Origin of the sequence: Nocardioides candidus (assembly GCF_041321175.1) — a bacterium.
Classification (GTDB): domain Bacteria; phylum Actinomycetota; class Actinomycetes; order Propionibacteriales; family Nocardioidaceae; genus Nocardioides.
In genome coordinates this window covers 1,753,885-1,766,922 of the sequence record NZ_JBGGWC010000001.1, presented here as the reverse complement: position 1 = coordinate 1,766,922, position 13,038 = coordinate 1,753,885, and the positions used below count along the sequence as shown (strand labels likewise).

General features: G+C 72.1%; 14 protein-coding genes. 7 read left to right on the top strand and 7 right to left on the bottom strand.

The features are described 5' to 3' along the window. Positions 1–10: 10 nt before the first annotated feature. A complete protein-coding gene (gene fakA, locus ACAX67_RS08770) occupies positions 11–1,669 on the bottom strand; it encodes a fatty acid kinase ATP-binding subunit FakA (protein WP_370703425.1) in 1,659 nt (552 codons plus the stop codon). Between the two features lie 132 nt (positions 1,670–1,801). Here fakA and rpmB point away from each other — a divergent pair, with 132 nt between their 5' ends. Then, a complete protein-coding gene (gene rpmB / locus ACAX67_RS08765) occupies positions 1,802–1,987 on the top strand; it encodes a 50S ribosomal protein L28 (protein WP_370703424.1) in 186 nt (61 codons plus the stop codon). A gap of 54 nt (positions 1,988–2,041) precedes the next feature. Here the strand turns inward: rpmB and ACAX67_RS08760 are convergent, their stop codons facing one another. Further along, positions 2,042–3,019, bottom strand: a complete 978-nt coding sequence (locus tag ACAX67_RS08760) for a thiamine-phosphate kinase (RefSeq protein ID WP_370703423.1) — start codon at positions 3,017–3,019, stop codon at positions 2,042–2,044. 97 nt (positions 3,020–3,116) lie between these two features. Here ACAX67_RS08760 and ACAX67_RS08755 point away from each other — a divergent pair, with 97 nt between their 5' ends. After that, positions 3,117–3,353 carry an Lrp/AsnC family transcriptional regulator gene (locus ACAX67_RS08755; protein WP_527890996.1) on the top strand — a complete coding sequence of 79 codons (237 nt, stop codon included), beginning with the start codon at positions 3,117–3,119 and terminating at the stop codon, positions 3,351–3,353. Next, on the top strand, positions 3,332–3,832 hold the full coding sequence (locus ACAX67_RS08750; RefSeq protein ID WP_370703422.1) for a DUF3515 domain-containing protein: 501 nt from the start codon (positions 3,332–3,334) through the stop codon (positions 3,830–3,832). Before ACAX67_RS08755 ends, ACAX67_RS08750 begins: the two co-directional genes overlap by 22 nt. Before the next feature lie 10 nt (positions 3,833–3,842). Here the strand turns inward: ACAX67_RS08750 and ACAX67_RS08745 are convergent, their stop codons facing one another. Beyond that, complete coding sequence (locus tag ACAX67_RS08745) at positions 3,843–4,967, bottom strand: D-alanine--D-alanine ligase family protein (protein WP_370703421.1); 1,125 nt, start codon at positions 4,965–4,967, stop codon at positions 3,843–3,845. A 24-nt stretch (positions 4,968–4,991) separates the two neighbouring features. Here ACAX67_RS08745 and ACAX67_RS08740 point away from each other — a divergent pair, with 24 nt between their 5' ends. Continuing rightward, positions 4,992–6,092, top strand: a complete 1,101-nt coding sequence (locus ACAX67_RS08740) for a trans-sulfuration enzyme family protein (RefSeq protein WP_370703420.1) — start codon at positions 4,992–4,994, stop codon at positions 6,090–6,092. Here the strand turns inward: ACAX67_RS08740 and ACAX67_RS08735 are convergent. Both ACAX67_RS08735 and ACAX67_RS08730 read right to left on the bottom strand, forming a co-directional pair. Further along, positions 6,089–7,090 (bottom strand): NAD(P)H-dependent glycerol-3-phosphate dehydrogenase, encoded by a 1,002-nt coding sequence (locus ACAX67_RS08735; protein ID WP_370703419.1) that lies wholly within the window; start codon positions 7,088–7,090, stop codon positions 6,089–6,091. The two genes, ACAX67_RS08740 and ACAX67_RS08735, sit on opposite strands and share 4 nt — an antisense overlap. Next, a complete protein-coding gene (locus ACAX67_RS08730) occupies positions 7,087–7,842 on the bottom strand; it encodes a lysophospholipid acyltransferase family protein (protein ID WP_370703418.1) in 756 nt (251 codons plus the stop codon). Before ACAX67_RS08730 ends, ACAX67_RS08735 begins: the two co-directional genes overlap by 4 nt. Positions 7,843–7,903: 61 nt before the next feature. On the opposite strand from ACAX67_RS08730, the gene cofC reads away from it, so the two are divergent. Then, positions 7,904–8,542 (top strand): 2-phospho-L-lactate guanylyltransferase, encoded by a 639-nt coding sequence (gene cofC / locus ACAX67_RS08725; RefSeq protein WP_370703417.1) that lies wholly within the window; start codon positions 7,904–7,906, stop codon positions 8,540–8,542. Positions 8,543–8,598: 56 nt separating this feature from the next. Here cofC and ACAX67_RS08720 read toward each other — a convergent pair whose 3' ends face one another. Together ACAX67_RS08720 and ACAX67_RS08715 are read right to left on the bottom strand one after the other, a co-directional pair. Further along, positions 8,599–9,240 (bottom strand): HU family DNA-binding protein, encoded by a 642-nt coding sequence (locus tag ACAX67_RS08720; protein WP_370703416.1) that lies wholly within the window; start codon positions 9,238–9,240, stop codon positions 8,599–8,601. A gap of 306 nt (positions 9,241–9,546) precedes the next feature. Then, on the bottom strand, positions 9,547–10,461 hold the full coding sequence (locus tag ACAX67_RS08715) for a LysR family transcriptional regulator (RefSeq protein ID WP_370703415.1): 915 nt from the start codon (positions 10,459–10,461) through the stop codon (positions 9,547–9,549). 145 nt (positions 10,462–10,606) lie between these two features. Here ACAX67_RS08715 and sfnG point away from each other — a divergent pair, with 145 nt between their 5' ends. After that, the gene (gene sfnG, locus ACAX67_RS08710; protein WP_370703414.1) at positions 10,607–11,743 is read left to right on the top strand and encodes a dimethylsulfone monooxygenase SfnG; all 1,137 of its coding nucleotides are present in this window, start codon (positions 10,607–10,609) and stop codon (positions 11,741–11,743) included. Further along, positions 11,743–13,026, top strand: coding sequence for an SfnB family sulfur acquisition oxidoreductase (locus ACAX67_RS08705; RefSeq protein WP_370703413.1), 1,284 nt, complete (start codon positions 11,743–11,745; stop codon positions 13,024–13,026). The genes sfnG and ACAX67_RS08705 overlap by 1 nt, the downstream gene beginning before the upstream one ends. Positions 13,027–13,038 lie beyond the last annotated feature (12 nt).

Below are 13,038 nucleotides of genomic sequence, written 5' to 3'. Positions count from 1 at the left end.
GTGTCGCGGGTCACTCGACGGAGATCAGGAGCGGGTATCGCTCCTGGCCACCGTCGTACACCACGGCGTCGACATGGGGGTGGTGCTCCTCCACCCACGACACCGCGCGCTCGGCGATGCCGTCGGCCTCCTCGCCCTGCACCAGGGTGACGAGCTCGCCACCGGCGGCCAGCAGGCGCTCGAGGACAGCGATCGCGACCTCCCCGAGGTCGTCGCCGATCACGACGAAGTCGCCGGCGATGACGCCGAGGACGTCGCCCGGCGCGCACGGGCCGGCCGAGGTCATCGCCTCCTTGACCGCGACGGTCACCGCGCCGTGCTTGACGTGCCGCGCGGTGGCGGTCATCTCGGTGACGTCCTGGTCGAAGGCGCGCCCGGGCTCGTGGACGGCGATCGCGGCAAGTCCCTGGACCTGCGCCTCCGTCGGGATCACCGAGATCCGCAGCGCGTGGCCGGCCCCGGCGCCGGCGCCGTCGGACTCCGCCGTGCTGGCGGCGACGCGGGCGGCGCGGACGGAGTCGGGGTCGTTGGGCAGGATCACGATCTCCTGGGCGCCGCTCCCCTCGATGGCCGCGAGCAGCTGGCCGGTGGACGGTCGCCGCCCGGGACCGCCGTCGACGACGATCGCGCCGGCCTCCTCGAAGAGCGCGTGCAGTCCCGGTCCGGCGGAGACCGCGATCACCGACCGGCCGGCCGGCGCCGGCGTGCGCGGCGCGTCGGCGGACGAGGCCGCGACCTGCTCGGCGAAGTGGGTGACGCGGATCCGGTGCGGCCGGCCGATCTCGAGCCCCGCCTCGATCGCCGCGCCCACGTCGTCGACGTGCACGTGAACGTTCCAGAGCCGGTCGCCGCCGACCACGACCACCGAGTCGCCGAGCTCGCCGAGCCGGGAGCGCAGGTGCGGGATCTGCCCGTCGTCGGTGTCGAGGAGGTACATCACCTCGTAGGAAGGACCCTCGGTGCTGAGGTCGCCGGCTCCCGCCGGGGCGAGCTGCGGGACGGGGATCGCGTGCTGGCCGAGCGGGTGGGTGACCGGCACCGGGCGCCTCCCGGTGAGCACGGTCTCGGCGGCGTCGAGGATCACGCAGATCCCCCGCCCCCCGGCGTCCACCACCCCCGCCTCGGCGAGCACCGGCAGCTGCTCCGGGGTGTGGCCGAGCGCCTCGCGCGCGGCGGCCGCCGCCGTACGCAGCACGTCGGCGGTGCGCGCCGCGGGATCCTTGACGGCCTCCGCGGCCGCGTCGGAGGCGGCCCGCGCGACGGTCAGCATGGTGCCCTCGACGGGCTCCCCCACCGCGGCGTAGCTGGCCTCGGTCGCCCGGCGCAGGGCCTCGGCCATCACCTCGGCGTTGCGGTCGTCGTCGGTGGCCGCGGCGATCCGGCGCGCGATGGCTCCCATCATCTCGCTGAGGATCACGCCCGAGTTGCCGCGCGCGCCCAGCAGCGCGCCCCGCGAGAAGGCGGCGAGCGCGGCCCGCTTGGGCGATCCGGGCAGCTCGCGGATCGCGTCGCGGGCGGCGGCGATCGTGAGGTACATGTTGGTGCCGGTGTCGCCGTCGGGCACCGGGTAGACGTTGAGGGCGTCGATCTCCTCGCGCGCCTCGGCCAGGGCGTCGACGGCGATGTCGACGAACCGGAGCACCGTGTCGAGCTCGATGCCGCCAGCCATGGGGTCAGGTTAGAGGATGGGGGCACCGAGGATTTCTGGCTGCTCGCCCTCGTCGGCTAATCTGATGCGGTTGCCCTCAGCGGGGCGACCCCCGATTTTAGGTTCAAGATCCCGATCCGTAGGAGCAAAACCGTGGCTGCCGTCTGCGACATCTGCGCCAAGAAGCCTGGCTTCGGCAACAACCGGCCGTGGTCGCGCAAGATCACCAAGCGCCGCTTCAACCCCAACATCCAGCGCGTCCGTGCCGTGGTCAACGGCACGCCCAAGCGCATGAACGTCTGCACCGGCTGCATCAAGGCCGGCAAGGTCACACGCTGACCGAGCATTCCTGGACCGGCCGCACCTCACGGTGCGGCCGTTCTGTTTTTCCGCTCAGAAGTGCGTCCAGCCCGTCGGACCGTCGTACGGCGCCCCGTCGACCGTGACCACCGGACCGTCCGGCCCGGGGTCGGTGACGGTGCCGATGCGACGCCAGCCCTCGGGCAGCGGCACGTCGGGCGCGAAGCTCGCCAGGAGCGGGTGGTCCTCCCCGCCCCCGAGCACGAAGGACAGCGGGTCGGCGCCGGTCGCACCGGCGACCGCGACGAGGGGTTCGGGCACGTCGAGGCCGGACGTCTCGACATCGATGGCCACGCCGCTGGCCCGCGCTACGTGCCCCGCGTCGGCCAGGAGGCCGTCGGAGACGTCGATCATGGCGGTCGCGCCCGCCTCGGCGGCGACCGGCCCGGCGTCGTACGGCGGCTGCGGGCGTCGATAGGCGTCGACCAGCACCCGCGGCGAGCGGAAGCCGCGGCCGAGCACGGCCAGGCCGCCGGCTGACCAGCCCTGGCGCCCACACAGCGCGACCACGTCGCCGGGCCGCGCGCCCGACCTCAGCACCGGCGAGACGGTGCACGCCCCGATCACCGTCACCGCGATCGTGATCTTCTCCGAGGTGGTCACGTCACCTCCGACGACGCCGGCGCCGACCAGGGCGCACTCCTCGGCGAAGCCGCGGACGAAGTCGAGCGCCCAGCGCGCCTCCAGGGTCGGCGGGGCGGCGAAGCCGACGGTCAGCCACTGCGCCCGCCCGCCCATGGCGTTGATGTCGGAGAGGTTCTGCGCGGCCGCGCGGTGCCCCACGTCGGCGGCGTCCGCCCAGTCCTTGCGGAAGTGCCGCCCCTCCACGACCAGGTCGGTCGAGACGACCACGTGACCCTTGCGGACGCGCAGCACGGCGGCGTCGTCGCCGGGACCGACGAGCACCTCGTCGCCGGGCGCGATGTCCCTCACGAGCCGGGCGACGTGGTCGATCAGCGCGAACTCGCCGAGATCGGCCAGCGTGGCGTCGGGAGCAGGTGCGTCGGACACCCGCCCATCCAACCAGCGACCTCGTCGAAGAGGCGGTAGCGCCCCGGGCACGATAGGTTGAGCCGTCTTCGACCGCGATACCCCAGGAGGGCAACCAATGGTGGTGCAGGCCTACATCCTGATCCAGACCGACGTCGGCAAGGCCGCGGAGGTCGCCAAGGCGATCTCCCAGGTCAAGGGCGTCACGCTCGCCGAGGACGTCACCGGTCCCTACGACGTGATCGTCCGCGCCGAGGCGCGCAACGTCGACGAGCTCGGCAAGCTGGTCGTCTCGAAGGTGCAGAACCTCGAGGGCATCACGCGCACGCTCACGTGCCCGGTCGTCCACATCTGACGACCCGAACGGCCGGGCTCCTCGCGAGCCTGCTGCTCCTCACCGGGCTGACCGCCTGCGGCGGTCCGGTGGAGGTCGACGCACCCGATCTCGACGAGGCGGATGCCGCCGCCTGCGCGAGGTTCGTCGACGGCCTCCCGGCGACGCTCGCCGAGGAGGACAGGGTCGAGGTCGAACCGGCCGACGCCCCGGCGGCCGCCTACGGTGACCCGCCGATCGTGGTGACGTGCGGGGTCGACGAGCCCGACGGGTTCGGCCCGGGAGCGTCGTGCGAGGTCGCCGACAAGGCGCGGTGGTACATCCCCGCTGACGAGTACGGCGACCAGCCGACCCAGATCACCCTGACCGCCGCCTGGAGCCGGCCACGGGTGCGGGTCGTGATCCCGCAGGACTACTGGCCCGACGCGACGGCCGCCGTGATGGCCCAGCTGGCACCGCTGGTGCTGGAGCTGCGGACCGTCGGCGGGAAGTGCCTCTAGGCCGCTGCGCCTAGCGCAGGCCCGTGTCGCGCTGCATCGCGAGGGCGATCAGCCGGTCGACCAGGGCCGGGTAGTCCAGCCCGGTCGCGGCCCACATCTGCGGGAACATCGACAGCGGCGTGAAGCCCGGCATCGTGTTGAGCTCGTTGACCACGAGCGACCCGTCGGGCATGAGGAAGAAGTCCACGCGGGCGAGCCCCTCGCAACCGACGGCGAGGAACGCCTCGGCCGCCAGGGCCCGCAGCCGGGAGGCCGCCTCCTCGGGGATGTTCGCGGGCACGTCGAGCGCGGTGGCCTCGTCGGGGAGGTACTTCGCCTCGAAGTCGTAGAACTCGTGGTCGCCGGTGATCCGGATCTCCGCCGGCACGGTCGTGTCGACGCCTCCGTCGAGCGACTCGAGCACTCCGCACTCGATCTCGCGCGCGCCCTCGGCGGACACCTCGACGAGCACCTTCGGGTCGTGCAGGAGGGCCGCCTCGATGGCCGCGTCGATCTCTTCGGCGCTGTGCGCCTTGGAGATGCCGATGCTGGAGCCGCCGCGGGCGGGCTTCACGAAGGCGGGGTAGCCGAGCTCGGCGACCCGGGCGCGGGCGGCAGCCGGGTCCTTGGCCCACTCGCGCGCGGTGACGGTGGTCCACGGCAGCACCGGGAGCCCGGCCGCGACGAGGACGACCTTCATGTAGGCCTTGTCCATGCTGACCGCGGAGGCGAGCACGCCGGCGCCGACGTAGCGCACGCCTGCCATCTCGAGCATCCCCTGGATGGTGCCGTCCTCGCCCCACGGGCCGTGCAGCAGCGGGAAGACCACGTCGACGTCGCCGAGCTCCTGGGGCGGCGCGGACGGCTCGCTCACCACGATGCCGGCGCCCGTGCCCGTGCGGGTCAGGGTGACCGGCGCCCGGTCGGCGTCGACCGCGGGCAGCTGGTCGGGCCCGGTGATCGCGTGCCGCTCGGGGTCGTCGGCCTCCAGCACCCAGCGACCGTCCGGGGCGATGCCGATGGGGATGACGTCGTACCTCTCCCGGTCGAGCGCCTTCAGCACGCTGCCTGCGGTGACGCAGGAGATCGCGTGCTCGGAGGAGCGGCCGCCGAAGACGACGGCGAGCCGGATACGGCGACCGGTGGGAGCATTCATCGGCCCCGACCCTACCGTTGTGCCATGTCCGATCCTGCTTCCGACCGTGCCCAGCCGCGACCGGCGACCATCGCGGTGACGGCCGGGCGTCCGCCCCACGAGCCGGACGCCCCGCTCAACCACCCGATCACGATGGCCTCGACCTACGTCGCGACGGGCGATGTCGAGTACGGCCGCTACGGCAACCCGGTGTGGTCGGCGTTCGAGGAGACGTTGGGGGCGCTGGAGGGTGGCCGGGCGCTGGCCTTCGCCTCCGGCATGGCGGCGGTGACCACGGTGCTCGACCTCGTCGGCAACGACGGCAGCGTCGTCGCACCCCGGCACGCCTACAGCGGCACGGTCATGGCGCTCGCCGACCTGGAGTCACGCGGCCGGCTGCGCGGCACGCTCGTCGACATCGCCGACACCGCCGCGGTCGTGCAGGCGATGCGCGACGACGAGGACTGCGCGCTGCTCTGGATCGAGTCGCCCACCAACCCCGCCCTCGAGCTGGCCGACATCCCCGCCCTGGCCGCCGCGGCGAAGGAGCTCGGCATCCGCGTCGTGGTCGACAACACCTTCGCCACCCCCCTGCTCCAGCAGCCGCTCGCGCTCGGCGCGGACATCGTGGTGCACTCCGCGACCAAGTACCTCGCCGGCCACAGCGACGTCCAGCTGGGCGCGGTCGTGGTGACCGACGACGAGGTGTACGGCGCCGTCAAGGGCCGCCGCGACCTCGTCGGCGCCGTCCCCGGGCCCTTCGAGACCTGGCTGGCGTTGCGCGGCATGCGCACCCTCCACGTGCGGCTCGACCGGGCCCAGAGCAACGCGGCCGAGCTGGCCCGGCGGCTGGCCGAGCACCCGGCCGTGGAGGAGGTCCGCTACCCGGGCTTCGGCGCGATCGTCGCGCCGGTCCTGCGCGGCGGCGGTCCGGCGGCCGACCTGCTGTCCGCCGGCGTACGCCTCTGGGTGCACGCCACCTCCCTCGGCGGGGTGGAGTCGACCCTCGAGCGACGGCGGCGCTGGAAGGCCGAGGCCGCGACCATCCCCGACGGCTTGGTGCGGCTGTCGGTCGGGATCGAGGACGTCGACGACCTGTGGGCCGACCTGGCTCAGGCGCTCGAGGGCACGGCGCCGGCCGGCTAGTCGATCTCGGCTTTGGTGTCGCGGCTGATGAAGGCGTTCATCAGGTCGGAGGTGGACATCCGGCCCGCGACGACGTCGTCGACGTGCTCGGCGATCGGCGCCTCGACGCCGGCCTTCTCGGCGAGGGCGCGGATCGAGGAGCAGGACTTCGCCCCCTCGGCGACCTGTCGCGTCGAGGCGTAGATGTCCTCGACGGTCATGCCGTGGCCGAGCTTCTCGCCGAACGTGCGGTTGCGCGACAACGGCGACGAGCAGGTGGCGACGAGGTCGCCGAGGCCGGCGAGACCCATCAGGGTGAGGGGGTTGGCACCCAGCCGCATCGCGAGCCGTGCCGTCTCCGCGAGGCCGCGGGTGATGAGCGAGGCGGTGGTGTTGTCGCCGAAGCCGAGACCCACGGCCATGCCGACGCAGAGGGCGACGACGTTCTTGTAGGCGCCACCGAGCTCGCAGCCGAGCACGTCGACGCTGGTGTAGGGCCGGTAGGCCGGCGAGTGGCAGCGCTTCTGCAGCATCGTCGCGACGTCCTCGTCGGCGCACGCGACCACCGATGCGGCGGGCTCGCGGCGCGCGATCTCCTTCGCCAGGTTGGGGCCGCTGACGACGGCGATGCGGGACGGTCCGACGTCGGTGACCTCCTCGATCACCTCGCTCATCCGCTCCAGGGACCCCAGCTCGATGCCCTTCATCAGCGACACCAGCACGGAGCCGGGCTCCAGGTAGGGCACGAAGGTCGGCAGGTTGTCGCGCAGCGACTGCGACGGCACCGCGAGCACGACGACGTCGGCTCCCGCCAGAGCGCGCTCCGGGTCGTGGGTGGCCGAGACGCCGCGCGGCAGCTCGAGGCCGGGCAGGTAGTCGGAGTTCTCGCGCCGCTCGTTGATCGACGCGGCGACCTCCTCGCGACGCGCCCACAGCGTGACGTCGTTGCCGCCGTCGGCGAGGACCATCGAGAAGGCGGTGCCCCAGGATCCCGCACCCAGCACGGCGACCTTGCTCATGAGGCCTTCTTCCTGTCCTTGAAGCGGTCGCCCTGGACCCGCATGTCGTAGCGCTCCTTCGGGGCGTGCTCCTCGCGGATGAGCTCGACCTGGTGGGTGATCGCGGCCATGATCCGATCGGTGGCCTCGTTGACGACCTCGGCGGTGCGCGGCTGCTTCGCGGCGAGGTCGGACAGGTCGACCGGCGCACCGATCCTGGCCACGATCGTCTTGCGGGGGAAGAGGAAGGGCCTCTTCGTGTACGGCGGCAGGATGGCCTGCGCTCCCCACTGCCCGACCGGCACGACGGGGCAGCCGGTCTCGAGCGCGATCCGCGCGGCGCCGGACTTGCCCCGCATCGGCCAGAGGTCGGGGTCACGCGTGATCGTCGCCTCGGGGTAGATCAGGACGGCCTGGCCGTGCCGCACCGCGGCGACGGCGGCGTCGTAGGCGCCGGCGGCGCCCGCGCTCTCGCGGTAGACGGGGATCTGGCCGGCCTGCTTCAGGAAGAAGCCCAGCGCCTTGTTCTTGAACAGCCCGGACTTGATGAGGAACCGCGGGATCCGGCCGTGGTCGTAGGAGAGCAGTGCGGTGGTGAGCGGATCCACGTGCGAGAGGTGGTTGACCACCACCACGCAACCCTCGTCAGCGGGGAAGTTCTGCTCTCCCCCGACCCACTTCTGCTTCGTCAGCAGGAGCAACGTCGGCTTGATGATCGCCACCGCGACGGCGATGGCCCAACTGCGCTTCTCCTGCACCTTGCGCACCCTCACGGAGGCAGGCTACCGGCAGCCGACCTCCACCACCCGGAAGCACACCTGACAGGATCGGACCGTGGTCGCGGCAGGGACAGAGCACGTCGTCGTGATCCCCGTGAAGCCACCGGGGGTCGGCAAGACACGTCTGGTCGGCGTACCTCCGGAGCAACGGACTGCCCTGGCCACGGCCTTCGCCGTCGACACCGTCACTGCCTGCCTCGCGACGCCGGGCGTGGCACGCGTGCTCGTGACGACCGACGACGCCGAGTTCGCCCGCGCCCTCCAGGCGCTGGGTGCCGAGGCCTGCCCCGACGGCAGCACGGGGCTCAACCCGGCGCTGGTCCAGGCCACAGCGGAGGCGGGCCGGCGCTGGCCGGCGCTGCGGCCGGTCGCGCTCTGCGCCGACCTCCCAGCCCTGCGCGCCGACGACCTCGCGGCGGCCCTCGCGTCCGCGGGCGGGCCGCCGGCGTACGTCGCCGATGCGGACGGCACCGGCACGACCCTCTACACGGCGGCCCACGACGAGTTCGACCCGCGATTCGGCGTCGACTCCGCGGCCGCGCATGCGGCCTCCGGCGCGCGGCCGATCCTCGGTCCGCTGCCGGGTCTGCGCCATGACGTCGACGACCTCGAGAGCCTCCGGGCCGCGGTGCGTCTCGGGGTCGGCGGAGCGACGGGTGCAGCCGTCGCGGTCCTCGATATCCCCGGCCTGTAGGGAAAAGCACGACGGGCCGCCCTCGTCGAGGACGGCCCGTCGGGGATGAGCAGGAGCTACTTCTTGGCTGCGGCCTTCTTGGCCGGAGCCTTCTTGGCGGGCGCCTTCTTGGCCGGAGCCTTCTTGGCCGGAGCCTTCTTGGCGGGCGCCTTCTTGGCCGGAGCCTTCTTGGCGGGCGCCTTCTTCGCCGGAGCCTTCTTCGCGGGCGCCTTCTTGGCCGGAGCGGCCTTCTTCGCCGGAGCCGCCTTCTTGGCAGGTGCCGCCTTCTTCGCGGGTGCCGACTTCTTGGCAGGAGCGGCCTTCTTGGCAGCGGCCTTCACCGGAGCGGCGGCCTTCTTCGCCGGAGCAGCGGCCTTCTTGGCAGCCGCCTTCACCGGAGCGGCGGCCTTCTTGGCCGGCTTCGGCAGTGCCGGCAGCTTCTTCGCGCCGGAGATGACGTTCTTCAGGTCGGCGCCGGCGGTGAACTTCGGCACCGCCTTCTTCTTCGTCTTCACACGCGCGCCGGTCTGCGGGTTGCGGACCCAGCGCGCGTTGCGCACTGCCTTGTCGAACGAACCGAAGCCGGTGATGGCGACCTTCTCGCCCTTGGCGACCTGGCGGGTGATCGTGTCGAGCACGGAGTCGAGAGCGTGGGCGGCCGCCTTGCGGTTGCCGTCGAATCGCTCGGACAGTGCATCGATGAGCTGAGACTTGTTCACTACTTGTCCTTCCGCCTGGTCTGCCGGAGCAGTCCTTGGGCCGTCTGTGTGCCGGGCCCCCGCCCGACTCCTTTCCCGGCACGCTAGGCATTCGTGGCCGACCTCACAATCACCACGCCGGGAATGCGGCGTCTTTTTTCGCCGGGAATGACCGAATTCGCCTATTTTTCGCCACTTTCGTCACACGAGCGATATTCGAGTCCTCTCGGCGCCCGAGATCGCGTCGGCCGAATTGCCCGCCCAGCCGCGGGTTTCGCAATCAGCGACGTGTTCTTGCGAGACGCCGACAGGACTGTCCCGACGCCGTCAGGACGCCCGCACCGTGCGGTACTCCCCCGCCCGCGCGACGAGAGCCGCGTGCAGCTCGCGCACCTGCAACGACACCGGCAGGTTGGCGCGGTGCCGCACGACCAGCGTGACGGTGGTGCGATCACCGGCGATGGGGCGGACCACGACGAGGCCCGCGCGATGCAGTGCATCGTCGAGCACGCTGTAGTCGGGCAGCACGGTGACGCCGAGACCCTCGGCCACGAGAGCCTTGCCCATCTCCGCACCGTCGGTGCTGTGGCACACCCGCGGCAGCTCGGCGCCGAACACCCGGTGCGCGTAACGGTGCATCAGGTAGCCCGAGCGCATCATCACGAACTTCTGCTCGCGCAGGTCGTCGACGCTCACCTGTGCGCGCGTGGCGAGCTCGTGCTGCGCCGGCAGTACGGCGACGGGCCGGCCGCGCAGCAGCTCGGTGCCCTTCAGGCCGACGGGTGCGTCGTCGCCGTCGAGCACGTTGACCAGGCCGAGGTCGAGGCTGCCCTCCGCCAGGCCCTCGTCGATCTGGGCCTGCTGCATCGTCAGGACCTCGACCGTGGCGTTGGGCCGCGAGGTCTGGAAGGCCTGGACGGCCGGGACGAGCAGCGACGCCGTACCGGCGTGGACGGTGCCGAGCCGGATCAGGCGCCCGTCCGTGCGCTGGTCGCCCGCCGCGGCGCGGAGCCGGTCGACGGCCGCGAGGACCTCCTCCATGTAGGGCAGCAGCTCGCGGCCCTCCCTGCTGATGCGGGCGCCGGTGCGCCGCCGGTCCAGGAGGGTGACCTTGAGCTCGCGCTCGAGCTTGGTCACCGACTCGCTCAATGCCGGCTGGGAGAGGTGGAGCCTCTCGCTCGCCCGCCGCAGCGAGCCGTGCCTGGTCACTGCCGCGAGGTACTCGAGCTGTTCGATCCGCATGGGTCCACCTTCTGCCAGTGGTGACAGGTCCCCCCGATCGCGCTCCCCGGGACGCCTGCCATCCGTTCCTTGTGTCGGAACTAAACTCTAGTAAGTTACTAGACAAAGAACAAGCAACGCGCCGGACCGCACCCGAGGAGCACCGATGAGCCACCGCCCACCCGTCGACCCGCCGACCGCCGAGCAGCACCTGTCCCAGCCCCTGCAGTTCGCCTACTGGGTGCCGAACGTCAGCGGCGGCCTCGTCGTCAGCAAGATCGAGCAGCGCACCGACTGGGGCTACGACTACAACAAGAAGCTCGCCCGGCTCGCCGAGGACAACGGGTTCGACTACGCGCTGTCGCAGGTGCGCTACATCGCGTCCTACGGCGCGGCCTACCAGCACGAGTCGACGGCCTTCAGCCTCGCGCTGCTGCTGGCGACCGAGCGGCTCAAGGTCATCGCCGCCATCCACCCGGGCCTGTGGCACCCCGGCGTCCTCGCGAAGTGGATCGCCACGGCCGACCAGCTGTCCGAGGGCCGGGCCGCGATCAACGTCGTCAGTGGCTGGTTCAAGGACGAGTTCACGAAGTTCGGCGAGCCGTGGCTCGAGCACGGCGAGCGGTACCGGCGCTCGGAGGAGTTCATCCGCTACGTGCGCGAGCTCTGGACCAACGACAACGCCGAGCTCAACGGCGACTTCTACCGGCTCCACGACTTCGACCTGAAGCCGAAGCCCGTCATCACCCCGGACCGGCCGCACCCCGAGATCTTCATGGGCGGCAACTCCACCGACGCGCGCGGCATGGGAGGTCGGGTGGCCGACTGGTACTTCGCCAACGGCAACACCCCCGAGGGCATCAGCGAGCAGATCCGCGACGTCACCGACGTCGCCACCGTCCACGGCCGCAGCGTGAAGTTCGGCGTCAACGGCTTCCTCATCGGCCGCGACACCGAGGCAGAGGCACGCGACGTGCTGCGCGAGATCATCGACAAGGCCGACCGCGAGGCGGTCGAGGGCTTCGGTGGCGCCGTCAAGCAGGCGGGCCAGAGCACGGGCGACGGCAAGGGCATGTGGCAGGACTCGGAGTTCGCGGACCTGGTGCAGTACAACGACGGCTTCCGCACCGGACTGATCGGCACGCCCGAGCAGATCGCGACGCGGATGCTCGAGTACAAGCGTCGCGGCACCAGCCTCTTCCTGCTCGGCTTCCTCCACTACCTCGAGGACGTGGAGTACTTCGGCCGGGAGATCCTCCCCATCGTCCGCGAGCTCGAGACGGCCGAGCTGGAGCGGGTCTGATGACGGCGCTGCGATCGACCGAGCTGCGCACACCGATCGACGAGCTCGCGCAGCCGGTGGTGAGCGACCCGGCGCCGGTGCCGGTGCTCGGACCGCGCCGAGCGGTCGAGGTCGCGCGCGAGCTCGGCGCGCGGTTCGCCGCGGGCGCGGCCGAGCGCGACCGCGGCCGGGTGCTCCCCGTCGAGCAGGTGGAGCAGCTGTCCGCGTCGGGCCTGCTCGCGGTCACCGTGCCCAAGGAGTACGGCGGCGCCGACCTCCCTGTCGAGACGCTGGCCGAGGTCGTGCGGCTCATCGCAGCCGGCGACCCCAATGTCGCGCAGATCCCGCACAGCCACTTCGTCTACGTCAACGTGCTGCGCGAGCAGGGCACGCCCCAGCAGAAGGAGCGCCTCTTCCACGACGTGCTGCGCGGTGCGCGGTTCGGCAACGCGCAGTCGGAGATCGGCAGCAAGCACGTGCGCGACCACGCCACGACACTGCGCCCGATCGGCCCTCGCGTCGGCGGCGGATCCGCACGCGCAGCCGAGTGGGTGCTCGACGGCACCAAGGGCTACTGCACCGGTGCGCTCTTCGCCCACTGGATCCCCGTGCTCGCGCACCTCGACGACGAGGGGCCGCTCCACGTGGCCTGGGTCGAGCGCACCGCGCCCGGTGTCAGCGTCGTCGACGACTGGGACGGCGTGGGCCAGCGCACCACCGCCAGTGGCACGGTCCGGCTCGACGGGGTCCGGGTGCGCTCGGACCTCATCACGCCGTACCACCTGACCTTCGACCGGCCGCAGACGTTCGGTGCGTTCGCGCAGCTGCTGCACGCGGCCATCGACGCCGGCATCGCGCGGGCCGCGCTCGCCGACGCCGCGGAATTCGTCACCACGAAGAGCCGGCCCTACCCCGACGCGGGCGTCGACCGCGCCGCCGACGACCCGCTCGTGGTGCACGCGTTCGGCGAGCTGGAGGTGCAGGTGCGCGCGGCCGAGGCCCTGGTCACCGAGGCCGGCCGACGTATCGACGAGGCCGACACCGACCTCGACGCGTCGACCGCCGGCCGCGCCAGCCTGGCGGTCGCGGCCGCCCGCGCGGCCACCACCGCAGCGTCGGTCGAGGCCGGCAGCCGTCTCTTCGAGGTGTGCGGCACCCGGTCGGCCCTCGCCTCCCTGGTGCTCGACCGCCACTGGCGCAACGCCCGCACCCACACGCTGCACGACCCTGCCGCGTGGAAGATCCAGCACCTCGGCCGCTACGCGATCGACGGCACCCTCCCCCCGCGCCACGGACAGCTGTAGCAGGCGAAAGGA

What these genes read in the sequence shown, in the direction of transcription:
- fakA (WP_370703425.1), bottom strand. Translation starts at nt 1,669, where the DNA reads ATGGCTGGCGGCATCGAGCTCGACACGGTGCTCCGGTTCGTCGACATC.
- ACAX67_RS08755 (WP_527890996.1), top strand. Translation starts at nt 3,117, where the DNA reads ATGGTGGTGCAGGCCTACATCCTGATCCAGACCGACGTCGGCAAGGCC.
- ACAX67_RS08745 (WP_370703421.1), bottom strand. Translation starts at nt 4,967, where the DNA reads ATGAATGCTCCCACCGGTCGCCGTATCCGGCTCGCCGTCGTCTTCGGC.
- ACAX67_RS08740 (WP_370703420.1), top strand. Translation starts at nt 4,992, where the DNA reads ATGTCCGATCCTGCTTCCGACCGTGCCCAGCCGCGACCGGCGACCATC.
- ACAX67_RS08735 (WP_370703419.1), bottom strand. Translation starts at nt 7,090, where the DNA reads ATGAGCAAGGTCGCCGTGCTGGGTGCGGGATCCTGGGGCACCGCCTTC.
- ACAX67_RS08715 (WP_370703415.1), bottom strand. Translation starts at nt 10,461, where the DNA reads ATGCGGATCGAACAGCTCGAGTACCTCGCGGCAGTGACCAGGCACGGC.
- sfnG (WP_370703414.1), top strand. Translation starts at nt 10,607, where the DNA reads ATGAGCCACCGCCCACCCGTCGACCCGCCGACCGCCGAGCAGCACCTG.
- ACAX67_RS08705 (WP_370703413.1), top strand. Translation starts at nt 11,743, where the DNA reads ATGACGGCGCTGCGATCGACCGAGCTGCGCACACCGATCGACGAGCTC.